24 protein-coding genes and 2 riboswitches are annotated in these 24,980 nt (G+C 62.5%); of the genes, 15 read left to right on the top strand and 9 right to left on the bottom strand.

Annotated features, from left to right (window positions below; all coding sequences use genetic code 11):
- The first annotated feature begins 5 nt into the window (after positions 1-5).
- On the top strand, positions 6-1,076 hold the full coding sequence (gene epmA / locus ACQY1J_RS21520; RefSeq protein WP_174197250.1) for an EF-P lysine aminoacylase EpmA: 1,071 nt from the start codon (positions 6-8) through the stop codon (positions 1,074-1,076).
- The gene (locus ACQY1J_RS21515; RefSeq protein WP_430250821.1) at positions 1,073-2,119 is read left to right on the top strand and encodes a lysine-2,3-aminomutase-like protein; all 1,047 of its coding nucleotides are present in this window, start codon (positions 1,073-1,075) and stop codon (positions 2,117-2,119) included. The genes epmA and ACQY1J_RS21515 overlap by 4 nt, the downstream gene beginning before the upstream one ends.
- Positions 2,120-2,160: 41 nt before the next feature.
- On the opposite strand, the gene ACQY1J_RS21510 is transcribed toward ACQY1J_RS21515, so the two are convergent.
- The gene (locus ACQY1J_RS21510; protein WP_244476271.1) at positions 2,161-3,174 is read right to left on the bottom strand and encodes a glycoside hydrolase family 5 protein; all 1,014 of its coding nucleotides are present in this window, start codon (positions 3,172-3,174) and stop codon (positions 2,161-2,163) included.
- Between the two features lie 364 nt (positions 3,175-3,538).
- On the opposite strand from ACQY1J_RS21510, the gene purU reads away from it, so the two are divergent.
- Together purU and ACQY1J_RS21500 are read left to right on the top strand one after the other, a co-directional pair.
- Complete coding sequence (gene purU / locus ACQY1J_RS21505) at positions 3,539-4,423, top strand: formyltetrahydrofolate deformylase (protein ID WP_184655637.1); 885 nt, start codon at positions 3,539-3,541, stop codon at positions 4,421-4,423.
- A gap of 486 nt (positions 4,424-4,909) precedes the next feature.
- On the top strand, positions 4,910-5,107 hold the full coding sequence (locus ACQY1J_RS21500) for a hypothetical protein (protein ID WP_062463626.1): 198 nt from the start codon (positions 4,910-4,912) through the stop codon (positions 5,105-5,107).
- A 66-nt stretch (positions 5,108-5,173) separates the two neighbouring features.
- Here ACQY1J_RS21500 and ACQY1J_RS21495 read toward each other — a convergent pair whose 3' ends face one another.
- Positions 5,174-5,410 carry an Lrp/AsnC ligand binding domain-containing protein gene (locus ACQY1J_RS21495; protein WP_062463623.1) on the bottom strand — a complete coding sequence of 79 codons (237 nt, stop codon included), beginning with the start codon at positions 5,408-5,410 and terminating at the stop codon, positions 5,174-5,176.
- Positions 5,411-5,448: 38 nt separating this feature from the next.
- Positions 5,449-6,384, bottom strand: coding sequence for a LysR family transcriptional regulator (locus tag ACQY1J_RS21490; protein ID WP_430250820.1), 936 nt, complete (start codon positions 6,382-6,384; stop codon positions 5,449-5,451).
- Positions 6,385-6,476: 92 nt separating this feature from the next.
- Between ACQY1J_RS21490 and ACQY1J_RS21485 the strand changes: the two genes are divergently transcribed.
- From ACQY1J_RS21485 to ACQY1J_RS21475, 3 genes are all read left to right on the top strand, one after another.
- Positions 6,477-7,760: an NAD(P)/FAD-dependent oxidoreductase gene (locus ACQY1J_RS21485; protein WP_430250819.1), complete on the top strand. Its 1,284-nt coding sequence runs from the start codon at positions 6,477-6,479 to the stop codon at positions 7,758-7,760.
- A gap of 83 nt (positions 7,761-7,843) precedes the next feature.
- Positions 7,844-9,385, top strand: a complete 1,542-nt coding sequence (amaB, locus tag ACQY1J_RS21480) for an L-piperidine-6-carboxylate dehydrogenase (RefSeq protein WP_430250818.1) — start codon at positions 7,844-7,846, stop codon at positions 9,383-9,385.
- Positions 9,386-9,392: 7 nt separating this feature from the next.
- A complete protein-coding gene (locus ACQY1J_RS21475) occupies positions 9,393-10,391 on the top strand; it encodes a P1 family peptidase (protein ID WP_430250817.1) in 999 nt (332 codons plus the stop codon).
- On the opposite strand, the gene cobD is transcribed toward ACQY1J_RS21475, so the two are convergent.
- Positions 10,388-11,347, bottom strand: coding sequence for a threonine-phosphate decarboxylase CobD (gene cobD / locus ACQY1J_RS21470; protein ID WP_430252029.1), 960 nt, complete (start codon positions 11,345-11,347; stop codon positions 10,388-10,390). The two genes, ACQY1J_RS21475 and cobD, sit on opposite strands and share 4 nt — an antisense overlap.
- Positions 11,348-11,402: 55 nt before the next feature.
- Here cobD and cbiB point away from each other — a divergent pair, with 55 nt between their 5' ends.
- On the top strand, positions 11,403-12,368 hold the full coding sequence (gene cbiB, locus ACQY1J_RS21465) for an adenosylcobinamide-phosphate synthase CbiB (RefSeq protein ID WP_430250816.1): 966 nt from the start codon (positions 11,403-11,405) through the stop codon (positions 12,366-12,368).
- Here cbiB and ACQY1J_RS21460 read toward each other — a convergent pair.
- Genes ACQY1J_RS21460 through ACQY1J_RS21445 form a run of 4 tightly spaced genes read right to left on the bottom strand, consistent with a single transcriptional unit; the run spans position 12,352 to position 15,379 of the window.
- The gene (locus ACQY1J_RS21460) at positions 12,352-13,809 is read right to left on the bottom strand and encodes a cobyric acid synthase (protein WP_430250815.1); all 1,458 of its coding nucleotides are present in this window, start codon (positions 13,807-13,809) and stop codon (positions 12,352-12,354) included. The two genes, cbiB and ACQY1J_RS21460, sit on opposite strands and share 17 nt — an antisense overlap.
- Positions 13,810-13,812: 3 nt before the next feature.
- Positions 13,813-14,427 carry a cob(I)yrinic acid a,c-diamide adenosyltransferase gene (cobO, locus tag ACQY1J_RS21455; protein WP_113112114.1) on the bottom strand — a complete coding sequence of 205 codons (615 nt, stop codon included), beginning with the start codon at positions 14,425-14,427 and terminating at the stop codon, positions 13,813-13,815.
- Positions 14,424-15,188 carry a CbtA family protein gene (locus ACQY1J_RS21450; RefSeq protein ID WP_430250814.1) on the bottom strand — a complete coding sequence of 255 codons (765 nt, stop codon included), beginning with the start codon at positions 15,186-15,188 and terminating at the stop codon, positions 14,424-14,426. The genes cobO and ACQY1J_RS21450 overlap by 4 nt, the downstream gene beginning before the upstream one ends.
- A 14-nt stretch (positions 15,189-15,202) precedes the next feature.
- Positions 15,203-15,379, bottom strand: coding sequence for a CbtB domain-containing protein (locus ACQY1J_RS21445; protein WP_062576923.1), 177 nt, complete (start codon positions 15,377-15,379; stop codon positions 15,203-15,205).
- Positions 15,380-15,416: 37 nt separating this feature from the next.
- Positions 15,417-15,617, bottom strand: a riboswitch (cobalamin riboswitch).
- Between the two features lie 57 nt (positions 15,618-15,674).
- Positions 15,675-15,901, top strand: a riboswitch (cobalamin riboswitch).
- 102 nt (positions 15,902-16,003) lie between these two features.
- Between ACQY1J_RS21445 and ACQY1J_RS21440 the strand changes: the two genes are divergently transcribed.
- The 7 genes from ACQY1J_RS21440 to ACQY1J_RS21410 are packed head-to-tail and all read left to right on the top strand — an operon-like array spanning position 16,004 to position 24,248.
- On the top strand, positions 16,004-16,432 hold the full coding sequence (locus tag ACQY1J_RS21440) for a DUF1636 family protein (RefSeq protein WP_430250813.1): 429 nt from the start codon (positions 16,004-16,006) through the stop codon (positions 16,430-16,432).
- A complete protein-coding gene (cobW, locus tag ACQY1J_RS21435) occupies positions 16,429-17,466 on the top strand; it encodes a cobalamin biosynthesis protein CobW (RefSeq protein ID WP_430250812.1) in 1,038 nt (345 codons plus the stop codon). The genes ACQY1J_RS21440 and cobW overlap by 4 nt, the downstream gene beginning before the upstream one ends.
- 21 nt (positions 17,467-17,487) lie before the next feature.
- Entirely contained in the window at positions 17,488-20,790 is a 3,303-nt protein-coding gene (gene cobN, locus ACQY1J_RS21430) for a cobaltochelatase subunit CobN (protein ID WP_430250811.1), read from the top strand.
- Positions 20,787-22,094 (top strand): precorrin-3B synthase, encoded by a 1,308-nt coding sequence (cobG, locus tag ACQY1J_RS21425; protein ID WP_430250810.1) that lies wholly within the window; start codon positions 20,787-20,789, stop codon positions 22,092-22,094. Before cobN ends, cobG begins: the two co-directional genes overlap by 4 nt.
- Positions 22,095-22,096: 2 nt before the next feature.
- Complete coding sequence (locus ACQY1J_RS21420) at positions 22,097-22,726, top strand: precorrin-8X methylmutase (RefSeq protein WP_062576932.1); 630 nt, start codon at positions 22,097-22,099, stop codon at positions 22,724-22,726.
- Positions 22,723-23,487, top strand: coding sequence for a precorrin-2 C(20)-methyltransferase (locus ACQY1J_RS21415; RefSeq protein WP_430250808.1), 765 nt, complete (start codon positions 22,723-22,725; stop codon positions 23,485-23,487). Before ACQY1J_RS21420 ends, ACQY1J_RS21415 begins: the two co-directional genes overlap by 4 nt.
- The gene (locus tag ACQY1J_RS21410) at positions 23,484-24,248 is read left to right on the top strand and encodes a precorrin-3B C(17)-methyltransferase (protein ID WP_192088363.1); all 765 of its coding nucleotides are present in this window, start codon (positions 23,484-23,486) and stop codon (positions 24,246-24,248) included. Before ACQY1J_RS21415 ends, ACQY1J_RS21410 begins: the two co-directional genes overlap by 4 nt.
- Here ACQY1J_RS21410 and ACQY1J_RS21405 read toward each other — a convergent pair.
- The gene (locus ACQY1J_RS21405; protein ID WP_430250807.1) at positions 24,212-24,979 is read right to left on the bottom strand and encodes a cobalt-precorrin-6A reductase; all 768 of its coding nucleotides are present in this window, start codon (positions 24,977-24,979) and stop codon (positions 24,212-24,214) included. The two genes, ACQY1J_RS21410 and ACQY1J_RS21405, sit on opposite strands and share 37 nt — an antisense overlap.
- Position 24,980 lies beyond the last annotated feature (1 nt).

Here is a 24,980-nt window from a genome sequence, read left to right as displayed (position 1 = left end):
CCGAAATGAGCCTGTTTCACTCCGAAGCCCGATCTGCCCCGTGGTGGACACCGGAAAGTCACGCCGACCGGCGTCCTTTCCTGATGGGCCGCAACGCGCTTCAAACGGCGCTGCGGGGTTTCTTCGGCAAAGCGGATTTTATCGAGGTCGACACAGCGACCTTGCAGGTATCGCCCGGCAACGAAACCCACCTTCATGCTTTCGCGACGCAAGCGCTGACGATCGACGGCCGCGCAACGCCACTCTACCTGCACACTTCGCCGGAATTTGCTGCAAAGAAGCTGCTTGCGGCCGGCGAGAAGCGCATATTCACCTTCGCGCATGTCTATCGCAACCGGGAGCGCGGACCGCTGCACCACCCGGAATTCACCATGCTGGAATGGTACCGGGTTGGTGAAAACTACGAGCAGCTGATGGCCGATTGTGCCGACATGCTGAAGCTTGCCGCCGAGACCACGGGAACGAAGCAATTTTCGTTTCGCGGCATGCAAACCGACCCCTTTGCCGAACCTGAGATCGTGACGCTGGCGGAGGCGTTTCTCCGCTACGCCGGGATCGACCTGCTTTCGTCCGTGCGAACCGATGGCGCGACCGATCGCGACGCGCTCGCAGCCGAACTGACCCGCACCGGCCATCGGGTTTCGGATGACGATACCTGGGCGGATCTGTTCAGCAAGGTTCTCGTCGAAAAGATCGAACCGCATCTCGGTCAGGGCCGGGCGACGATCCTCTGCGAGTATCCCATCTCGGAAGCAGCCCTCGCCCGACCCTCGGCCCGCGATCCCCGCGTTGCCGAACGCTTCGAGCTCTACGCATGCGGCGTGGAACTGGCGAATGCTTTCGGCGAACTGACCGATGCGGCGGAACAGCGCCGCCGGTTCGAGCACGACATGGCGGAGAAAGCGCGCATCTACGGCGAGACCTATCCGATCGACGAGGATTTCCTGTCAGCGCTTTCGATCATGCCGCAGGCAAGCGGCGCAGCGCTGGGCTTTGATCGCCTGGCGATGCTCGCAACCGGCGCGACCCGTATCGACCAGGTCCTGTGGGCGCCCGTCGCCGAGGTTCTGCCGTGAGCGTGGCGCGTACCTTGAAAACGCCCGAGGAACTGGCCGATGCAGGTCTGATTGCGCAAGACCGTCTCGACGGCATCCGTGCCGTCGCCGGCAGTTACGCGATCGCGCTGACGCCGACGGTCGTTTCGCTGATCGACCCAACCGATGACGCCGATCCGATTGCGCGACAGTTCGTGCCCGACGCAGCCGAGCTTGTCAGCACACCGGACGAACGGGCCGATCCGATCGGCGACGCGGCGCATAGTCCGGTCAAAGGCATCGTCCACCGCTACCCGGACCGCGTCCTTCTGAAGGCCGTGCACATCTGTCCTGTTTATTGCCGTTTCTGCTTTCGCCGTGAAATGGTTGGCCCGCAGGGCGATGGAACGCTTTCGCCGGACGAACTAACGGCCGCGCTCGACTACATCCGCACTCATGAGGAAATTTGGGAAGTCATCCTGACCGGCGGCGATCCGCTTGTCCTGTCTCCGCGCCGGCTTTCCGTGATCATGGTTGGATTGGCTGAAATCGAGCATGTTAAAATCGTGCGCTTTCATACGCGCGTGCCGGCGGTCGAGCCCGAGCGGGTGGATGCGCCGATGATTGCGGCGCTGAAGGAAAGCGGCAAGACAATCTATGTGGCGCTCCACGCCAACCATCCCCGCGAAATGACTGAGGACGCGCGGGCTGCCTGCGCAAGGCTGATTGACGCCGGCTTTGCGATGGTCAGCCAGACGGTCCTGCTCAAAGGCATCAACGACGATCCGAAAGTGCTCGGCGACCTGATGAAGGCTTTCGTCGAAACGCGCATCAAACCCTATTACCTGCACCATCCGGACCTGGCGCCAGGCACAGGCCATTTCCGGATCGATATCGCCGAGGGCCAGCGAATCGTTTCGGCTCTGCGCGGCACCATTTCCGGACTTTGCCAGCCGACTTACGTGCTCGATATTCCAGGCGGCCACGGCAAGGCGGTCATCGGCGAAAGCGCTGCGCGCCCTGAAGGCGGCTGCTACTCCGTCCGCGATTTTCGCGGCAACGAACACACCTATCCACCGACGTGAATTGAGTCCACGTTCGGTGATTCACGTGAAATATTGACGGCTTACCGCCCGCAGGAAGCATTTTCCGACATCGCTTTCAGAAGCGTTGCCATCTGCGGCTTGTCGACCGTGCGAACCGGCTGGATGTTGAGGATCTCGTCTTCCGGCCACCAGTCACCGGCTGCCCAATAGGCCCAGCCCAGCCACGCATCCGGGTTGCTCTCGACGACCTTGACCATATCGACCAATGCCGACTGGCATTCCGGCTGGCGCGGAACGGCAAACTCACCCAGCAGGCCACGCCGGTTGTTCTGCTTCAACCAGGTGCCGACGTCGGAGAGCGCCTTGACCGCATCAGCGGCACGCGAGCATTCGTCATTCTTGCCGGAGAAATCCTGGTCAAGATACTGGTGCACCTCGAAAACGTAATTGTTCTGCGGGTCGACGATCGCCGACATCGCCGCGGCGTTGGTGGTGCCGTAATCCCCGGCAGACCAGCTATGGGCGCCGGTCCAGGCCGTGCCGGGAACAAGGATCAGACTGGCGGACCCGGCCTGCCGGATGGCTGCGATCGCACCGTTGGCGGCGGACACCCAGTCTTCGGCTGCAATACCATGCGGTTCGTTCATCAGACCGAACGCAATGTCTGCCTCTGTGCCAAACCGTACCGAAAGCCTGCGCCAAAAGTCGGCGAACGCGCTTTGCGGAACGTTGTCCGTCCCGATCAGATCACCCTTGTAGCGAGCGTAGTTGTGCGGATCGAGAATAACGACCATCCCGGCTTTGCGTACAAGCTCGACAGTAGCCGCAAGCCGCTTGGCCTCAGCCCGATCGAACGACGCATAGAGCTTGGGCTGCAGCCTTTCCCATAGAAATGGCAGCCGAACGGCTGTGAAGCCCTTGCTTGCAAAATAGCGGATCGTTTCGGCGGAAGGGTAAGTGTAGCCTTTACCGTAGGCATCGCCAACCTTGCCGAATTCGGCACCGGCGAGATTGATGCCCCGCATACAGGTCGTGGCAGCGGAAACCGGCTGCGTCGCGAGACTGGCCGCACCGATCAAGGCGATTCCCCTCAAGGCAATGCTTCTGAGGTTTCTACCCAACCAGGCCTTACCCTGAGACCGCCCCGCATATCTAGCCACCAGCATTCCTCCCGTATCTTACAAAATCCGACGAAATAAATATTCGAAAATATTGAATGACAAATGCGCGGCGGACCAAGCGCCGCGACGGTGATCAACGCGTGAAAGGCGCAAAAGGACCGGAATTTTTGACGTCCTTGCCTAAGCTGCTGTTTGTAAGGGTGGAACGTTCCATTGCTTTGAGCCGGAACGGAAAAACGCCTCCGTATTTCTGTTGTTTCCTACGCCATCGGATATGGTCCGCCGGCGTGGTTATGTCTACAAGGATTTCCGCCAAGTGCAGACCAAGGGGTTATCGATGAAAAGCTATGTACTGACCGTCACCTGCCGTTCCACGCGCGGCATTGTTGCTGCGCTTTCCGGCTTTCTGGCGGAACAGGGCTGCAACATCATCGACAGCTCGCAGTTCGACGATCTGGATACCGGACGCTTCTTCATGCGGGTATCGTTCATCTCGGAAGAAGGCGTCGGACGCTCCGCACTTTCCGAAGGTCTCAAGCCCGTCGCGGATAAGTTCGAGATGGAATGGGACATCTTCGATACCGAAGAACGCATGAAGGTGCTTCTGATGGTGTCGCGATTCGGCCATTGCCTCAACGACCTTCTCTACCGCTGGAAGATCGGCGCGCTGCCGATCGATATCGTCGGCGTCGTCTCCAACCACTTTGAATACCAGAAGCAGGTGGTCAACAACGATATCCCCTTCCACCACATCAAGGTGACGAAGGAAAACAAGCCGCAGGCAGAGGCGCAGTTGCTTGAGGTCGTGGAGGCAAGCGGTGCCGAACTGGTGGTTCTGGCCCGTTACATGCAGGTTCTGTCGGATCAGCTGTGCCAGAAAATGTCGGGCAAGATCATCAACATCCACCACTCCTTCCTGCCCAGCTTCAAGGGTGCAAACCCTTACAAGCAGGCGTATCAGCGCGGCGTGAAGCTGATTGGGGCGACAGCCCATTACGTCACTGCCGATCTCGACGAAGGCCCGATCATCGAGCAGGACACGGTGCGCATTACCCACGCGCAATCGCCCGACGATTATGTCTCGCTTGGCCGTGATGTGGAAAGCCAGGTTCTGGCCCGCGCGATCCATGCGCATATCCACCACCGCACCTTCATCAACGGCAATCGCACGGTGGTCTTCCCGCCGAGCCCCGGCTCCTACGCCTCCGAGCGTATGGGGTAATCCATCCGAGTCATCTAATGCTTTGATCCGACTGTCGGTTTACCGACGGTCGGCGCAGCGCCGGATAACAACGTGTCACAATAACTTTAGCCGGTCTCATCTTGTCGCAGACGAGGCCCGCACCTATTTCCTGGCTTGTCGAAGGACAGGCCATCGCGAATGAAATTTCACATTTCCGCCGCGATACTGTCATCAGACAGAAAAATATTTCCTTTAAAAGGATTTTCGTTGATCGCGTTCTGCGAGTCACCTAAAGTCCACTTTCGATCGACGGACGTTTTCCGTCGGCATTTTACGCAACGCCATGAGGGAGAGTGACATGATTAAACCTGCTTACGTCGCCGCCTACGGTCGGTTCGCGTATAAGATGCTAGGCACGGAGCGTAGCTCCCTTCCGTGCTGTCGAATGTAGACCTTTCAGTTCTTTCGTTCCTGAAAATCCATTCGCCAGTGCTGCGCTTTAGGCAGCAAACGCGGGAGCATGCCATGCAGAAGCAAGTTATAGAATTCGGCGGCGAGCCCGTCGGTATCGTTATCCCGGATGAAGACCGGTTGAAATTCATTGCCGTGAAGTTTCACGTCATCGATCTCGATGAGCAGCGTTTCAATTCGCCCGACGAAGTGAAAACGGCCATTCGCGAGTTGGTGCGTGCACGCGCGAATGCGCCGACGGCGCTTGCCTGATCAAACCCGATCGTCGAGACAGAAAAGCCGCCCTTGAGGCGGCTTTTCTATGTAAGGCATCACGGATCAGAACGCCGTGAACGTCATCGTCGTCAGCGACCGCTCGATACCGGGGATCGAGGCAATCTTCTCGTTGACGAAGCGGCCGATTTCATCGTCGCCGCTGATATAAACTTTCAGAAGCAGGTCCCAGTCGCCGCTGGTGGAATAGAGTTCGGAAGCCAGCTCGGTCTTGTAGATCGCATCGGCGACCTCGTAGGTCTTGCCGGGCTTGCAGCGAAGCTGGACGAATATCGGTTTCATCAGGGTCTTCCCGTCGGTCGGTCAAAACAATAACAATCTCACGGACTATTGGCCGATAGCGCCGGTGATCGCAAGTGATCCGCCTCGATCTCGCGCGAGATCCAGTCGCGAAACACGGCAAGCGGCGGGTAGGTTGCGCGGTCGGGTGGATAGGCGAGATAATACTGGCCCGTCCCCATCGATCCCCCGGCAACCGCCCCCACCAGCAGCCCCTGCTGCAATTCGCGTTCGATCAGGAAGCGCGGCAGCAGCGCCGTGCCGAGACCTGCGACGGCCGCCTCAACCATGGTCGCGAACTGGTCAAACAGCATGCCGTGCAGTGCGTCGAACTCGGTTGTCGCTGTGCGGAACCACGTCTCCCAGGCATCCGGCCGGCTGTTGAGGTGAAGCAGCGGCGCATGCACCAGATCACCGGGTGCCCGAATGGCGTGCTTCCTTAGGAAATCCGGGCTGCAGGCCGGGATCACATCCTCGTCCATCAGGAATGTCAGGGCAGCACCCGGCCAGCGCGCCGAGCCGAAATGGATCGCCGCATCCAGCGTATCGAACCGGAAGTCGAACGGCTCCAGCCGGGTGGTCAGGTTGACGACGACGCCTGGGTGAAGATCGAGAAACCTGCCGATCCTTGGAGTGAGCCAGCGCGCTCCAAAAAACGGCAGGATGCCGAGATTGAGGGTTCCACCGGACGGATTGGCCCGAAGGTTCAGCGAGGCATTGGATATCCGCCGCAGCGCTTCACGCACCTCGCGCGCATAGGCATCTCCGGCAAGCGTCAGCCGGATCGTTTGCCGCTCGCGCAGGAACAGCGCTACGCCCAGCTGCTTCTCCAGCGCGGATATCTGGCGGCTGACGGCGCTCTGGGTCAGGCCGAGTTCGTTCGCTGCCGCAGTGACGCTGCCACTGCGAGCCGCCGCCTCGAAGGCGGCAAGAAGCGAAAATGATGGAAGAAACCGTCTTGGCGGGAGCATTGTCATTCCTCCCGCGAATGACCTGTTGAGATTATGTCGATATTCATCGGGAAACCGGTTCTGTAAAGTCTGCAAAACATAAAGTTCGGGAACTTTCGATGCTCGACGACCAGCGCTCTCACGGCCTCTGGGAAAGAACTGCTCCTGCGGCTCCTTCCACTCTTCCTCTGAGGGGATCAACGTCGTCGGACGTGGTGATCGTCGGCGGCGGTTATACCGGTCTCTCCGCGGCGCTGCATCTGGCGGAACGCGGCGTCGACGTCGTCCTTTTGGAAGCAGCCGAGATCGGCTTTGGCGGTGCCGGCCGCAATGTCGGGCTGATCAATGCCGGCATGTGGGTCATGCCCGACGATTTTCCGAAGGAACTCGGCGATCACTACGGCGAGCGGGCGCTCGATCTGCTCGGCAACGGCCCCTACCTCGTCCGCGAACTGATCGAAAAGCATGACATCGCCTGCGAGCTCGAAACCAATGGCACGCTCCACTGCGCTGTCGGTGACAAGGGACTGCGGGAACTGGAGGAACGCGCGCGCCAATGGCAGAAGCGCGGTGCCCCGGTTACCATGCTGGATGCGGCAGAGACCGAACGCCGGATCGGTACAAACGCCTATTCGGGCGCCCTTCTCGACATGCGTGCCGGCACGCTTCAGCCGCTGGCCTATGCCCGGGGCCTCGCCCATGCGGCCATCAAGGCCGGGGCGAAAATCCACACCGGCAGCGCCGTCATCGAGACGTCCGAGGCCGATGGCAAGAAGATCGTCAAGACTGCTGACGGCGCGGTTCACGCCGACTGGATCATCGTATCAACGGATGCCTACAGCACCGGCCCGTGGGCGCAGATACGGCGCGAACAGGTGCACCTGCCCTATTTCAACCTGGCGACAAAGCCCCTTTCCGCCAACCTGCGCGGATCGGTTCTGCCGAACTCCGAAGGTTGCTGGGATACGAAGGAAGTCCTGTCTTCCTTCCGGATGGACAAGGCCGGCCGCCTCGTGTTTGGTTCCGTCGGTGCCTTGCGGGGCACGGGCATCGACATTCACACGTCCTGGGCGCGGCGATCGCTGAAGCGGCTTTTCCCGCAGCTTGGCGATGTCGAATTCGAGGCCGAGTGGCACGGCAAGATCGGCATGACCGACAACGCCCTGCCGCGATTCCATAAGTTTGGCCGCAACGTCATCGGATTTTCCGGCTATAATGGTCGCGGCATCTCGCCGGGCACCAATTTCGGCAAGGTTCTTGCCCGCCATATCCTTGGCGAGATCACCGAGGAAGACCTGCCGCTGCCGCTGACCGGCATCACCGAACCAGGCTTTCGCACCATCAAGGAAGCCTATTACGAGGCCGGCGCCCAGATCGCTCATTTCACTGGCGAACGCTTCTGACCCAGAACGAATATCGGCGGACCTGTTGTCAAACCGGCCCCGATTTGTAGATTGACCCCAAATTTCGATATCCGGAGACCGACATGACGCTCGCCAAACTCGACCTCGTCGCCGAAGTGGACAAGATCTTTGCTGATCTCGGCGTCACAGCCGACCAGTACAAGGGCGGGACGCTCACCGTCCGCTCGCCGATCACGGGCACGGAAATCGGCAAGCTGCCGGAAGTGACAGCAGACGATGCCACGAAGGCGATCGACGCCGCGCATCAGGCCTTCCTCGAATGGCGCCTTGTGCCGGCGCCCAAGCGCGGCGAACTGATCCGTCTCCTCGGCGAGGAACTGCGTGCCGCGAAGACCTCCCTCGGTCGCCTCGTGTCGATCGAAGTCGGCAAGGTCACATCCGAAGGTCTTGGCGAAGTCCAGGAAATGATCGACATCTGCGATTTCGCAGTCGGCCTGTCGCGCCAGCTCTACGGCCTGACGATCGCTACCGAGCGTTCCGAGCACCGGATGATGGAAACCTGGCATCCGCTTGGCCCCGTCGGCATCATCTCCGCCTTCAACTTCCCCGTCGCCGTCTGGTCGTGGAATGCAGCGCTTGCCCTCGTCTGCGGCAATTCCACCATCTGGAAGCCTTCGGAAAAGACCCCGCTCACCGCACTCGCCACCCAGGCGATCTTCGAAAAGGCACTGTCGCGCTATGTCGCCGACGGTGGAAAAGCCCCACAAAACCTCTCGACCCTGCTGATCGGCGGCCGCGACATCGGCGAGCTTCTTGTCGACCATGACAAGGTGCCGCTGGTCTCGGCGACCGGCTCGACCCGCATGGGCCGCGAAGTCGGTCCGCGGCTGGCGCAGCGCTTTGCCCGCTCCATCCTCGAACTTGGCGGCAACAATGCCGCGATCGTCACCGCGACGGCCGATCTTGATCTGACCCTGCGCGGTGTCGCCTTCTCCGCAATGGGCACGGCCGGACAGCGCTGCACGACGCTGCGACGCCTCTTCGTCCATGACAGCGTCTATGATGCGCTCGTGCCTCGTCTTGCCAAGGCCTTCCAGTCGGTCACCATCGGTTCTCCGCTGCAGGACGGCAATCTCGTCGGCCCGCTGATCGATCAGGCAGCTTTCGACAAGATGAAGGCGGCACTTGAGGCAGCCAAGGCCGCCGGCGGCACGGTCGTTGGCGGTGAACGCGTGCTGGATGGCGAAGCGGCTGATGCCTATTACGTGCGCCCGGCCATCGTTGAAATGCCTGATCAGACCGGCCCGGTCAGAGACGAAACCTTCGCACCGATCCTCTACGTCATCAGATATCAGGACTTCGACGAAGCGATTGCTCTGCACAACGACGTGCCCCAGGGCCTGTCCTCCTCGATCTTCACCAACGACATCCGGGAAGCCGAAGCCTTCGTATCTGCGCGCGGATCCGATTGCGGCATTGCCAATGTGAATATCGGTCCGTCGGGCGCTGAAATCGGCGGCGCTTTCGGCGGCGAAAAAGAAACCGGCGGCGGACGCGAATCGGGCTCCGATGCGTGGCGCGCCTATATGCGCCGCGCCACCAACACCGTGAACTATGGCCGCACCCTGCCGCTCGCGCAGGGCGTCAAGTTCGATATCGACTGATACTCGTATGGTGGCGCCATTGAACCTTCTCACCGATATCGAAGGCGTGGCCGTTGGCCACGCGACCGATCTGCAGCTTGGCTCGGGCGTCACCGCGATCATCTTCGACGAGCCGGCGGTCGCCTCCGGCTCGGTTCTCGGCGGTGCACCGGGCGGGCGCGAGACCGCCCTTCTTGACCCGTCCATGACGGTACAGACAGTCGATGCCTTCGTTCTCTCGGGCGGCTCGGCCTTCGGGCTGGACGCAGCCGGCGGGGTGCAGGCGGGCCTGCGCCAGATCGGCCGCGGTTTTCCCGTCGGTTCTGTCAGGGTGCCGATCGTGCCGCAGGCGATTCTGATGGATCTTCTGAACGGCGGCAACAAGGACTGGGGCCTCCATTCGCCCTATCGCGACATGGGCTACGACGCCTTCTGCGCCGCCCAGAAAGGCGTTTTCGCGCTCGGCACAGTCGGGGCCGGAACCGGCGCCACGACCGCGACTGTCAAGGGCGGCATCGGTTCGGCAAGCGCAAAGACGTCGTCGGGGCACACGATTGCCGTCCTCATGGCCGTCAATGCCATGGGCGCCGCAACGGTCGGTGATACCAAGCATTTCTGGTCGGCACCGTTCGAAGAGAATGATGAATTCGGTGGTCTCGGCCTTCCGGCGACATTCACGGCCGACCACACGGCCCTGCGAATGAAGGGCGTGACGTTGAAGGCAACCACGATCGGCGTAATCGTCACGGATGCAGTTCTGACCAAGGCGCAGGCGCACCGACTGTCGATCATGGCCCATGACGGACTGGCACGTGCCGTCTTGCCGGCTCATCTTCCGGCGGACGGCGACACGATCTTTTCGGCAGCCACCGGAAAGATCCCGATGGACGAAATGGGCGCCTTCGCCGAACTCTGCCATCTCGCAACCCTCGTGACAGCTAGAGCCGTTGCGCGCGGTGTCTACGAGGCTGTTGCGCTGCCAAACGCCAACGCCCAACCGGCCTGGCGAGACAGATTCGGCGGCTAGAAGCACGCAAGGGCATCTTCCAGCCGCGACCAGTCCTTCTCTTCAGGCATCCCCAGCCGTAGATCGTCCGGACGCTCGCTAAAGCGTCGAGTCATGATCCCGTGTTCGCCGAGATGCTGGAAGAGACCTTGAGCACGCCTGTCCCGTATGAAACGAAACAATGACGTGCCGCCGAAGACCGGAATGCCGGCAGCAGACAGAGCCGCGTCCAGCCTTGCAGCATCCGCGCCGAGCCTGACGCGCATCGCGGCCTGCCAATCGGCGTCAGCCAGCGCCTCGGATGCCACGTGCAAAGCGGGACCGGAGACCGCCCAGGGCCCGAGCCTCTCCTCGATCCTTGCCATGAGATCGGCTTGGCCGATCGCAAATCCCAGCCGCAGTCCGGCCATGCCATAGAACTTGCCGAAGGAGCGCAACACGATCAGCCCGCCCCCGCCCACATCGCCGGCAACACTCTGGGCTTGCGACACATCCATGAAAGCTTCGTCCACAACGAGCAGCCCGCCCTTCGCGCGCATGATCTCAGCCAGCGCCAGAATGTCATCCGTCGACACGATACGGCCGGTCGGATTGTTCGGATTGACGATGACCACGAGACTGGCTGTCGAGAGTTGGTCGAGATCATCCGTCTCCAGAACCTCTGAGCCCGCCATTCTCGCGGCACGCGCATGTTCCGCATAGGTGGGCGACAGAACGGCCGCCTTTCCGTCACCTCCGACAAGGCCGGCGATGATCGGCAGCAGGATCTGCGTGCCCGGCCCGGCCGCGATATGAGCGGCTGACGGAGCCCGATACGCCGCAGCCGCAACCGTCTTCAACCTCTCGAGCGAAGAAGGCTCCGGCAGACGTGCAAAAACATTGCCGGGGATCGGCGTATGCGGATAGGAATGCGGGTTGATGCCGGTCGACAGATCGATCCACGGCTCTGGCGCCTGAGGAAACAGCGCACGCGCCATGGCAAGGTTGCCGCCATGCTGTATCGGACTGCCCAAATCAGAGATCGCCAACGTCATGTTCCTTCTCGCATTCTTCGCACTGATCACTGAGCGCATCGTCGGCTATCCGGACTGGCTGTTCAAACGCATCGGCCATCCTGTCACCTGGATCGGCCGGCTGATATCGGCACTCGACAGTCGATGGAACCGCGAGGGCGATGATTTCGCCAGCCGCAAACGCATGGGCATTCTCGCGCTCATCGTCCTCATCGGCTGTACCGTCGCCGCCGCGCTGGCGATTGCCGCCGTTCTCATGCTTTTGCCCTTCGGACCGATCCTTCTCGTTCTTGCCGCAGCCAGCCTGCCGGCCCAGAAAAGCCTCGAGACCCATGTGGAAGCCGTGGCAACCGCCTTGCGCTACAACGGGCTCGACGCTGGACGCAAGGCCGTCTCGATGATTGTCGGCCGTGATCCGGAAAAGCTCGATGACGCCGCGGTTTGCCGCGCGGCGATCGAAAGCCTGGCCGAGAATTTTTCCGATGGCGTCGTCGCCCCTGCCTTCTGGCTCGGCATCGGCGACCTCTCGGGCGGGGCGGCCTACAAGGCTGCCAATACCGCCGACAGCATGATCGGCCACCGGTCTCCGCGTCATGAAGCGTTCGGCTGGGCTGCGGCCCGGTTCGACGACCTGATCAATCTGCCGGCGTCGCGGCTGACGGCGGCGCTGTTCGTTTTGGCCGCTGTGTTCGTCAAGGACGCCTCGCCCCGCGATGCCATGCGTGCGATCCGCCGGGACGCGAAACATCATCGTTCGCCGAATGCCGGCTGGCCGGAAGCAGCGATGGCGGGTGCGCTTGGCATCGCGCTGGCTGGTCCCCGCAGTTACGGCGGCCAGATGATCGAAGCCCGCTACATGGGCGACGGCAACCGGACCAACCTGAATTTCGACGACATCACCCGCGCCCTCAAGCTTGCGCGCGTGGCGGATGCGCTGCTGATCGGCCTGTTCGGCATACTGGCGCTGCTCATCTGGCAATTTTGAGCAGTCCGTCGATATCGAGATGCTGCTCCATATGCGCGGCAAGGCGATCGAGAATGGCATCGACATTCGCTTCGTAATTCAGGCCGGACACCGTACCGCCGAGACGCGACAGCCAGGCCGAACGCTGGCGATCGTCGCAAAACAATCCGTGCACATAGGTGCCGACCACCCTGCCATCCCGAGACGACGCACCTTCCGAAGTGCCGGCAATGCTCGAAAACGGACGTGAACAGTCGGCGCCGGTGGTATGACCCGTATGCATTTCGTAGCCGGCAAAGGATATCCCGTCGGAGCTGACACCCTCGACAGCCTCCAGCCGCTTTGACGCCGACAGCACGGTTTCGACATCGAGAAGCCCCAGCCCTTCCGCCGAACCGGGAGGGCCCTCCGATCCCTCCGGATCCGATATCCGTCTGCCGAGCATCTGGTACCCGCCGCACAGCCCGAGAACGCGCCCGCCGCGCCTGTAGTGAGCTGCGATATCGGTATCGAAGCCGGCCTCCCTAAGCGCAGCCAGATCCGCGATCGTCGCCTTCGAGCCGACCAGCAGCACGAGATCGCAGTCTCCAGGGATAGCCTCGCCGCGCCTGACACGGATGAGCTCGACATCCGGCTCCGCTTCCAGCGGATCGAGATCGTCGAAATTGGAAATATGCGGCAGGATCGGCACCGCGATGCGCAGTTTCGCGTCGGGCTTGCGCGCAAACGACTGGGTAAGGCCGAGCGCATCTTCTGCCGGCAGAAGTGCTGCATCGGCGAAATGCGGCAACAGTCCGATCGATTGCCAGCCGGTAAACGAACCGATCATCCGCATGCCCTCGGCAAACAAGGCGGGATCGCCGCGAAAACGGTTGACGATAAAGCCGTGGATCATGTCAGCATCCTCAGCATCGATGACGAGTTTGGTGCCGGCGAGGCTCGCAATCACGCCGCCCCGGTCGATATCGCCGATCAGAACCACCGGGACATCGGCAGCGCGGGCAAAACCCATATTGGCAATGTCGTTCTGGCGAAGGTTGATTTCGGACGCGCTGCCAGCCCCTTCGACGAGGACGAGGTCTGCCTTCGCTTTCAGGATCTCGAAGCTCTCAAGTACCCGCGAAAGCAGCCTCGGCTTCAGAAGCTGGTATTCGGCCGCCTTGGCATTGCCCTCGACCCTGCCCTGCACCACCACTTGGGCGCCGACTTCGCTTTGGGGCTTCAACAGAACCGGGTTCATATGGACGCTGAGCGGCACGCTGGCCGCCCTCGCCTGCAGGGCTTGCGCCCGGCCGATCTCGCCGCCATCGGCAGTGACCGCAGCATTGTTGGACATGTTCTGCGGCTTGAAGGGCAGGACACTCAAGCCCCGCAGCGTGAAGACGCGGGCAAGCCCGGCAACGACCAGCGACTTGCCCACATCCGAGCCTGTCCCCTGAAACATGAGAGCGCGCGCCACCACCCGTCAGAACTCGATGCCGGCCTGGGCTTTGACGCCGGCCTTGAAGTGATGCTTGACGAGCGTCATCTCGGTCACCAGATCCGCCGCCTCGATCAGAGCCGGTTTTGCATTACGGCCGGTGACGACCACGTGCAGATCCGCCCGGCGCGCCTGTAACTGGGCAACGACCGTTTCGAGATCGAGATAATCGTAACGCAACGCGATATTGAGTTCGTCGAGAATGACGAGGCCGATCGTTTCATCCGCCATCAGTTCGAGTGCCATGCCCCAGGCCTTCTCGGCAGCGGCGATGTCGCGTTTGAGATCCTGGGTTTCCCAGGTAAAGCCCTCGCCCATCGTGTGCCAGGCAATGCGGTCACCGAACACAGCAAGCGCCGGCTGCTCGCCGGTTGACCATGCGCCCTTGATGAACTGCACGATGCCGACGCGGCGGTTGTGGCCGAGCGTCCGCAAGGCCAGCCCGAAGGCCGCCGTAGACTTGCCCTTGCCGGAGCCGGTATGAACCATGAGGAGCCCCTTCTCGACGGTCTTCTCCGCGACTTCGGCATCCTGAACCGCCTTGCGGTTTTCCATCTTGGCGCGGTGGCGCTGCTCGGTGGTCTGATCGATTTCCTTCAACGGACTGAAAGCTCCTTGGACGTGGTCGAGATTTCCTCACCGGCACGGAAACGCTCGCGGATGACGCCGGAAAGCGCGCCGAGAACGGCCCAGAAGACGAGGTTCGTCGCGTAGACGGCGTTGACGAACCGCGCATGCAGTTCCATCGGCACCGCGGTTTCATGGGTCGGCGGCAGCGGTGCGCCGATGATGTGCGGAGCAACCAGCAGGACGACCGCCAGAGCCGCAAGAAGAGCGGAACGGGTATAGGCAAGCAGGCCGAGGGCCAGGGCGGTGCAGACGGCCGTCGCGATCCACCAGATCTGCCGCGGTCCGAGTTCGGCGACAGGCATCCCGGGAAGTTCCGGCGGCAGGCCGAGGCCGGGTGCGAGACTGACGGTGAGGAAGCCGGCAATGCCGAACATCAACCCGCCGCGCCATCCGCCAAACCCGCCGAGTGCTTCGGCAATGGCGATGGCAACCAGCGCAAAACCGATGGCAGAAAGCGCATTGGCCGCAGCCGTGTAGGCAAAGCGCTCGATCCCGTCAGCCGGCGCCCATGCCTCTTCGGCATGATTATGCTGAGCGGCAGTTGGTGCTGGAACGCTGGCGGTTGGAGCGGCAGCATGGCTATGTCCGGCACCGTTGCTGCCGGCATGTTCATACGTCTCTGCCGCGATGATAAGCGGCACGACCGAAAAGCTCTGCATCACGGTCATCAGGATCCCGGACAAAAGCCCTGCGATCACCGCCGTGAGGACGATGTTACGAAACAGCGACATTGGGGAAATTCCTCTTAGTGGCAGGGAAAGGCCAGCGAGTGGCGCGTATCGTGGGCTGCGTTATGCACGGCCTCGATATGCGAAAAGCCGACAAAGCCGACGATGAACAGGCCGAGTATGGCCGTCATGCCAAGAGGAATGATTTTCGATGCGGAAACGCTGGCTGCACCGGCAGCAGAGTTCGTAACCATGGACGTCGTCTTTCTGCCCTCCACCCGAGGGCTTTCACTGTGCCTATCGTCTCCGGCAGGTCTCCTGGCTCGCGGATCGAACGCCTCTGACCCGCCTTCCCGGATGTCTCCAGTGGCATGTTGAGCAGAGACTTTCCGCTTACAGTTGCGGGGGCAGCCGCGGGTTTGACGCCAAGATGTCGTCGCACCGCATTCCCTTCGATGAGCCCTCTCGGGCACCAAAGACGTGATCACTATAGACGGTTTCCCCATACGGGCAATCGCCTTTGCGACATTGACACTGCCCTGCGACAAGGCTTAGGTGACTGCGATACGGTCCCTTGCCGGCAACGGTAGGGGCTAAGAGAGAATGCGGTGCGAGCCCGGGATCGTCTTTGAGATCCCATGGTTCAATGCCGCGGCTGCCCCCGCAACTGTAAGCGGCGAGCCATCCTGCCACGAGAGCCACTGGAGAAATCCGGGAAGGCAGGCGGATGGTGACGACCCGCGAGCCAGGAGACCTGCCGTTCGAAAACATGCCTTTCCGGGCGGGGTGCTCCGGTAACGCTTCTTTCACTCTGCAGGATAGGCTTGCCTTCCTGTCGTGCACCCCGATGTTATTGACTTGGGCGGTAGTGCGACACGATGGCGATTGACGAACGAAAAGACGAGCGCGACGCGTCCGCAGACGGCCTTGCCGGCGAGCCGGATGTGACGATTTTCGTCTGCACCAATTGTCGCGAGGCATCCGATAGCCAGGCGCGCCCGGGCATCGGCCTGATGGACGCCCTCCGCAAAGCTGCCGTCGGCAAGCCGCTTTCCGTCAAACCCGTAACCTGCCTTGCCAACTGCGAAAAAGGCCCAAGTGCTGCCTTCAACCATCGCTCCGGCTGGTCCTATGTCTTTGGTCATCTGTCGCTCGACACGGTCGAGGACATCGTGATCGGCGCGATGATGCTGGCTGACGACGAGCGCGGCCTACTTCCCCTTCGCGGCCGACCCACCTGCCTTCGCGGCAAGGGCATGACGGCCCGCATTCCCCCATTCCAGCACCACGAGGACCTGCCTTCATGAGCGTTTCATTCGACCGCGTTCCCTGCACCGTGATCACCGGGTTTCTCGGTGCCGGCAAGACAACGCTGATCCGTCACCTGATCGAAAACCTCAAGGGCAAGCGGCTCGCGATCATCGTCAACGAGTTCGGCGATGTCGGCATCGATGGCGACGTGTTGAAGAGCTGCGGCATCGAAAGCTGCCCTGACGATAACATTATCGAGCTTGCCAACGGCTGCATCTGCTGCACCGTCGCCGACGATTTCGTTCCGGCGATCGACCAGATCCTGGCCCGCGAACCGCGCGTCGACCATATCCTGATCGAAACCTCCGGCCTTGCCCTGCCGAAGCCGCTCGTCCAGGCCTTCCAGTGGCCGGATGTGAAGGCCCGCGTCACCGTGGATGCCGTCATTGCCGTGGTGGACGGTCTGGCGCTTGCACAAGGTCGCGTTGCCGACGATCACGAAGCGTTGGAAGCCCAGCGCATCGAGGACAGCTCGATCGACCACGACGACCCGGTCGAGGAAGTGTTCGAGGACCAGATCGCCTGCGCCGACATGATTGTGCTGACCAAGACCGACCTTCTCGACCAGGCTTCGCTTGCCGCAGCCAAGGGCCGCGTCCAGGCGCATTTGCCGCGCGCGGTCAAGATCGTGCCGGCTGCAAACGGCGCCGTCGATCCGAGCGTGCTGATCGGTCTCGGCCTTGCCGTCGAGGACGATATTGAAAACCGCAAGACCCATCATGACGACGAGCTGGATCACGATCACGACGATTTCGACAGTTTCGTCATCGATATTCCAGCCGTTGCCGATGCGGACGAACTCGCTGCCCGCATTTCCGCCACGGCGGAAGCGGAAAACGTGCTGCGCATCAAGGGTTTTGTCGACGTTGCCAACAAGCCTATGCGCCTTCAGGTCCAGGCGGTCGGTTCGCGCGTGAATCATTACTTTGACCGCGCCTGGGGCCCCGGCGAGACCCGCCAGAGCCGCCTCGTCGTGATCGGTGAAAAGGGGATGGACCGGGCGGCGATCGAAAAGATGCTGGCAGCATAAGAGGGCTGTAGAAGGAAAAGGATGCATATTCTCGCCACCACTTCGTCGTCGCTCGACGACCTGATCGAGCCGGTCGACCTTAACCAGTCGCCGGCGGATGTGGTGGTGCTGTCTTTTTCCGGCAGTGACCTGAACGGCATTGCAGCGGGTTGGAGCGATGGCAAGGCGAGCCTCTGCCTCACCAATATCTCCGACCTGCGCCATCCGATGTCCGTCGATCTGTGGCTCGAAAAGACCGCCGCCCACGCGCGCTTTATCCTGGTGCGCATTCTCGGCGGCTATGATCGCTGGGCCTATGGCGCCGATCAGTTGTCGCGGCTGGCGAAGCGCAAGAAGATCCCGCTCGCAATGCTGCCGGGCGAATGCAGCATCAGCGATGACCGCCTGGCCGCTGCCTCGACCGTGCCCGATGCAACGCTGATGGACGTTCTCGCCTTCTTCCGCGAAGGCGGGCCGGACAATATGCAGCTTCTGGCGCGCCGCCTGGATGCGCTGGCAAGCGGCGATACGCAAAGCTTGCCAACCGCGACGCCGATGCCGAAACGGGGCTTCTACAAGCCCGGCCACGGCATCTCGACCGCAGATGAGCTTACTGCTGGCTTCCCGCCCGATGCGCAGCGGCTGCCGATCCTGTTCTACCGCTCCACCTTGCTTGCCAATGATGCGGCCCCGATCGACGCGATGTACGAGGCGCTGGCCGCCCGCGGGTTCGCACCGATGCCGATGTTCGTCGGCGGCCTGAAGGATGCGGACACCATCGGCTTTGTCGAACAAGCGATCGCAGAGCTCGATCCGGCCGCCATTCTCACCACGACCGCCTTTGCAAGTGCGACCGACGACAACGGCGACACGATTTTCGACCGCTCAGGGATTCCCGTCTTCCAGCTGGTCACCGCAACGACACGGCGGGACGGATGGATGGAAGGCCGCCGCGGCCTCAACCCTTCCGACCTTGCCATGCATGTCGTGCTGCCGGAACTGGACGGCCGCATCCTTGCCGGCGCGATCTCGTTCAAGGCGGGCGACAAGACGGCCGACCTCGTCAACCAGCCCGAACCGGACCGTATCGAACACGTCGCAGACCGGATCGCCGCCTTCCTGGCGATGAAGACCGTGTCCCGGGCCGAGCGAAAGCTCGTGATCCTGATGCCGGATTATCCGAGTGCGCCGGGCCGCACCGGTTATGCCGTCGGTCTCGATGTGCCGCAAAGCGTTCTGACGATCCTCAGCACGCTATTGACAGCCGGCTATTCTATTTCGGATATCCCGCAAACCCCGCGCGCGCTACTGGATCTCCTTGCCGCCAGGACGGCGCAATATCCGCTGGCAACCTACAGCCCTTCAGCTGGCATTGATTCCGCCTGGGGCGAACCCGCGATGGACGCGGATCTGGAAGACGGCGCCTACCGTTTCCGTGCCGCGCAATTTGGGAACGTCACGGTGGCGCTTGCCCCGGAACGTGGTCGCGATGCCGACCGGCGCACTGACTATCACAGCCCCGACCTGCCGCCGCGCCACGCCCTGAATGCCTTCGGTCAATGGATGCGTGATGGCGTTGGCGCCCATGCGATCGTTCATGTCGGCGCCCATGGCACGCTGGAATGGCTGCCGGGAAAGACAGTGGCGCTGTCGAAAGACTGCTTTCCGGAGCTTGTGACCGGCGGCCTGCCGGTCATCTATCCCTTCATCGTCTCCAATCCCGGCGAGGCGGCGGTTGCCAAGCGGCGCATTTCCGCAGTCACCATCGGTCACCTGCCGCCGGTTCTGGCCGGTGCAGGCCTTTCGGTTGAGCAGACGAAACTCGAGCTGCTGGTTGACGAATACGCGCAGGCCGACGGGCTGGACCGGCGCCGACGCGACCGGCTGGCGAAACTGATCGTCGAGACCGCGAGCGACTGCGGATTGGCATCCGAGGCCGGGATCACAGGGGACGACGACCCCGATACCGCGCTCAGCCGAATCGACGCGTTTCTCTGCGACCTCAAGGACTTCGCCATCAAGGACGGCCAGCACGTGTTCGGCGAAATCGCCGCCGGCGATGACGATCCGCTGCGCATCGCCAGTGCCGGCACCGAAATGCAGGCACTGCTCGATGCTCTCGATGGCCAGCATATCCGCCCCGGACCATCGGGCGCGCCGGCACGGGGCCGCCGCGACGTGATGCCGACCGGCCGCAATCTCTACGCCAGCGATCCGCGCACCCTGCCGACACCGACCGCGTTCGAACTGGGCAAGCGCGCCGCCGACGAGATTTTGCGCCGATACCTGCAGGACCATGGCGACTGGCCGAAAAGCCTCGTCTTCGATCTCTGGGGCAGCGCTTCGCTTCGAAGCGGCGGCGAGGAAGTGGCGCAGGTTCTGGCGCTGATGGGTGCCAGACCCGTCCAGGACGCCGCAACCGGCCGCGTCACCGGTATCGAGGTTCTGGCGCCTGCCACACTCGGACGCCCGCGTATCGATGTGAGCCTTCGAATTTCAGGCCTGTTCCGCGACATGTTTCCGGCACTGATCGCGCTTCTTGATGCCGCCATGCGGGCGATTGCCGCGCGCGAGGAAGCACCGGGCGACAATCCGCTGGCAGAGGATGCGCAGACGCTCGGCCATGTGCCCCCGCGCATCTTCGGCTCGGCCCCCGGTACCTACGGTTCCGGCATCGAGGAAAAGCTTGCCGACGGCAGCTGGGGCGAACGCGAGGAACTCGGCCGTCTCTATCTCGAAGCCACCAGCCACGCGTTCGGCGGCGCTGATGGCGACGGCGTCCACGTTCCCGGCGGGTTTGCCGAGCGGATCGGCAGCGCCAACCTGCTTGTCCATACCGGCGACGATCCCGGCCGCGATCTTCTCGACGGGTCCGCCGACGTTGCCTTCATCGGCGGCTTTTCCGCAGCCGTCGCGGCACTTGGCGGCAAGGCGGATGTGATCGCGCTCGATACGACCGATCCGCAAAAGCCGAAAGCCCGCTCCATTTCCGAGGCCCTGACCCGCGTCGTGCGCGCCCGTGCCGTCAATCCGCGCTTCATTGCCGGCCAGATGCGCCACGGTCCCCGCGGTGCAGCCGAACTGGTCGAAGCCGTCGACCGCTTGATCGGCTTTGCCGAGACCACCCATGCCGTTCCGCAATCGCTGATCGACGCGACCTATGACGCCTATCTGGGCGACGAGAAAGTCCGCGACTTCCTGCTGTCCCAGAACCCCGAAGGCGCCCGCTACATGGGCCTGCGGTTCCGCGCGGCGCTCGATCGCGGTCTCTGGCATCCGCGCCGCAACGCGGTGAATGCCGAGCTGGAAATGCTGGCCGAAGACTGCGAAAGGCTGGTCGCATGACAGTATTCGCACGCGACCGGGCCGATCTGGACATGAGACGCGGCGCCTGCCCTGCCCTGTCTGCGCCGATGATGACGGGCGACGGCCTGCTTGCGCGCGTGCCGCTGACCGCTGCAATTGCGCCGGAACAACTGGCAGATCTCTGCCGCCTGGCAATGCGCCACGGCAACGGCATGATCGACATTTCCGCCCGTGGCAACCTGCAGATCCGCGGCTTGAGCGAAACCTCCGCGCCGCAGCTCGAGGCCGAGGTCCGGGCGCTGGACCTGCCGCTGCGCGATGGCCTTGCCGTCGACGTGCCGCCGCTTGCCGGTGAGGACGCCACCGAGATCGCCGATCCGCGCCCGCTGGCAGACGCAATCAGAGACCGCGACCGCGACATCCAAGGCCTTGCGCCAAAGACATCTGTCATCGTCGATGGTACGGGTCGCCTGACACTGTCCGGGCTGATCGCTGATATAAGGCTGGTCGCCGTGGAGGCGGATAGCGAAATCCTCTGGAAGATCCTGCTCGGCGGCACCGAAGCTTCCGGGCGTGTTTTCAACGTTTTACGTGAAACAGAGGCCATCGAGGCGACCGTCTCTCTTCTCGAAAAGCTCGCCTCGCTTGGAAGCGATGCCCGCGGTCGTGACCTCGCTTCAGGTCTACCTGCCAACGATTTTACTGCCGCAACCATCTCCCCTTTCACGCTGCATGCCCTTTCAAACGGCACGTTCGCGACCGGCCTAGGCCCGGCATTCGGCCAGACCCATGCCGGAAACATGATTGCCCTCTGCACGGAAGCCACACGCCTGGACATCCGCACCGTCAAACCGGCGCTCGATCATTCGCTCCTGTTCTTCGGCAGCGAGACCGCGTGCCGCACATTGACGGCATTTGCCGCAGACACCGGTTTCGTGACGTCGGCTGCCGATCCGCGCGGTCATATCGCTGCCTGCACCGGACGCCCGGCCTGCCGTTCCGGCACCATTGCCACCCACGAGATCGCCACGCGCGCTGCCACAGAATGCGCCGATCTGCTGGACGGCTCGTTCAAGCTGCATGTGAGCGGCTGCCCTAAGGGCTGCGCCCATCCGCAAGCAACGGCACTGACGCTGTGCGGTATGCCGGATCACGTTTCGCTGCTTGCCTCGGCGAAAGCGAGCGGCCAACCCTTTGCTTCCATCGCGTTTGCCGATACCAACGCCACGCTTCGCCGCCTTGCCGCTCTCGTTCGATCGGAACGGCGCTCGGGGGAAAATTCCGCTGCCTGCCTTGCCCGGATCGGTCCGGACCGGCTTTGCCAGGCGGCCATACCAGGATGACCATGACCAGTTACGACTATATCCACGAAGGCGATGCGATCTATCTGAAGTCCTTTGCGATCATACGCGAGGAAGCCGACCTTTCCGCATTTTCGGAAGAGCAGGCGGATGTCGCAGTCCGCATGATCCACGCCTGCGGCCTGGTCGAGGCGGCCGAACATTTCCGCTTCTCCGACGACTTCGTTTCTGCAGCCCGCAATGCGCTGCTGGCCGGCAAGCCCATCTATTGCGACGCGTTCATGGTGGCGCAGGGGGTAACCCGGGCAAGGCTTCCGGCCGACAACGAGGTGATCTGCACGTTGCGCGACAGCCGCACGATTGAACTCGCCAAAACGATCGGCAACACGAGATCGGCAGCGGCACTGGATCTGTGGGACGCGATGGAAGGTTCGGTGGTCGCCATCGGCAATGCGCCGACGGCCCTGTTTCACCTGCTGGAACTGCTGGATGCCGGTGCACCACGCCCCGCCGCGATCATCGGCATGCCGGTCGGCTTCGTCGGTGCAGCCGAATCCAAGGAAGCCCTGATGGAATCGACGCATGGCATTCCCTATGCCGTGGTGCGCGGCCGCATGGGCGGCTCGGCCATGACGGCGGCCGCCGTCAACGCGCTGGCGAGGACAGGCCTTTGAACCCCAAAAGTATAAAGGGCAGACTGATCGGCGTCGGCACCGGGCCGGGTGATCCGGAACTGATGACGCTGAAGGCCGTGCGTGCCATCCATGAAGCGGATGTGCTGGCTTTCTTCTGCAAGAAGGGCTCCTCCGGCAACGGCCGCACCATCGTCGACGCGCATATCCGCCCGGGCACGATCGAGCTGCCGCTCGTCTATCCGGTCACGGTCGAGACCCACAAGGACGAAGCCGACTACAAGACGCCGATCAACGATTTCTTCGATCGGTCGGCCGAAGAAGTCGCAGCTTACCTCGATGCCGGAAAGACCGTCGCGGTTCTGAGCGAAGGAGACCCGCTGTTTTACGGGTCCTACATGCATCTGCATGTCCGGCTGAAGGATCGCTACGAGGTGGATGTGATTGCCGGTGTCACCGCGATGTCCGGCTGCTGGTCGATGACCGGCCTGCCGCTGGTGCAGGGAGACGATATCCTGAGCGTGCTTCCCGGCACACTGTCCGAAGAAAAGCTGATCGAGCGTCTCGCCGATACCGATGGCGCCGTGATCATGAAGGTCGGGCGCAACCTGCCGAAGATCCGCCGGGCGCTGGCTGCAGTCGGCAAGCTTTCAGGCGCGCTCTATGTCGAACGCGGCACCATGGCCAACGGCGCCTCGGAGCGGCTGGAAACCCGCGACGAAAGCCCGGCGCCCTATTTCTCCCTCGTGCTCGTTCCCGGATGGACCAATCGTCCGGGGCCCGATCATGGAGCGGCAGAATGACGGGATCGCTGACGGTCGTCGGGCTTGGCCCCGGAAGTCCGGACCAGATCACCCCGGAAGCACTGTCGGCGGTTGCGTCGGCAACCGATTTCTTCGGCTACTTTCCCTATATCGACAGGCTGAACCTGCGACCGGACCAGCGCCGCCATGCCTCTGACAATCGCGAGGAGCTGGCACGCGCCAAGGCGGCGATCGACATGGCAGCGAGAGGCGGCAAAGTCTGCGTCGTCTCGGGTGGAGATCCCGGCGTCTTCGCGATGGCGGCAGCCGTCTGTGAAGCGATCGACGAAGGTCCGGCAGAATGGCGCGATATCGATCTTTCCATCGTGCCAGGCGTCACCGCCATGCTGGCGGTTGCGGCAAAGGCTGGAGCACCTCTCGGCCATGATTTCTGCGCGATTTCGCTGTCGAACAACCTGAAACCCTGGGCCATCATCGAAAAGCGTCTCGTCGCCGCGGCAACGGCCGGCTTCGTCATGGCCTTTTACAATCCGATCAGCAAGGCGCGGCCGCATCAGCTGGATGAAGCCTTCGAGATCCTGCGCGCCAACCTGCCGGGCACGGTGCCGGTGATCTTCGGCCGCGCCGCCGGCCGGCCTGACGAGGCGATCCGGATCGTGCCCTTGGCGGAAGCTCAGGGCGACATGGCCGACATGGCGACCTGCGTGATCGTCGGCACGACAGAGACCAAGCTGATCGAAAGAACCGGCAACCGACCGATCGTCTATTCGCCGCGTTTCCTGCGGGAGAGCGTCCAGTGACGCACCCGGTCGACCAGCACGTCCACGCTTGTGGCAGACGGCACATCCGGCAGCTCGGGCCGTTCGATCAGGATGACGTCGATTCCGAGGCGCCGTGCAGCGCTGATCTTGGCCACACTGGCGCGACCGCCACTGTTTTTCGAGACGATCAGGTCGATGCCGTGCTCCTCGAGCAGCCGGATCTCGTCACCCTCGGAAAACGGCCCACGGGCAGTGATGTAGGTCACATCCGGCAGGTCCAGCGGCGGATCGACCGGATCGACGCTGCGCACCAGGTATCGATGCTGTTTTCTCACTTCGAAAGGCAGAAGTTCCTGCCGGCCGAGCGTCAGGAAAACCTTGCGCGGGGCGATATCAAGCGCGGCAACCGCGGCCTCGATACTGCCGACCTCCTGCCACCGATCTCCGTCCTGACGCAACCAGGCGGGCCGTCGCAAAGCCAGGATCTCCACACCCGAGGACGCCGCGGCCTCGGCCGCATTGCGGGAAATCTGCGCCGCGAACGGATGCGTCGCGTCGATCAGCAGATCCACGCCCTTCTCACGGATGAAGGCATCGAGGCCGACAGCACCGCCGAACCCGCCGATCCGCACGGGCACTGGCTGTTCCGCCGGCGCTTTGGTGCGGCCTGCAAGCGAAACAAGGATCTGGTATTCCGGATCGGTCGCCAACCGGCCGGCCAAGGCCTTCGCCTCGGTCGTACCGCCCAGAATGAGGATGGAGTAAGTCAAG

Origin of the sequence: Neorhizobium sp. DAR64860/K0K1, assembly GCF_050500205.1 — a bacterium.
Classification (GTDB): domain Bacteria; phylum Pseudomonadota; class Alphaproteobacteria; order Rhizobiales; family Rhizobiaceae; genus Neorhizobium; species Neorhizobium soli.
Note: the sequence above shows the minus strand (reverse complement) of the source record. Positions and strands in the feature narration are given on the sequence as shown.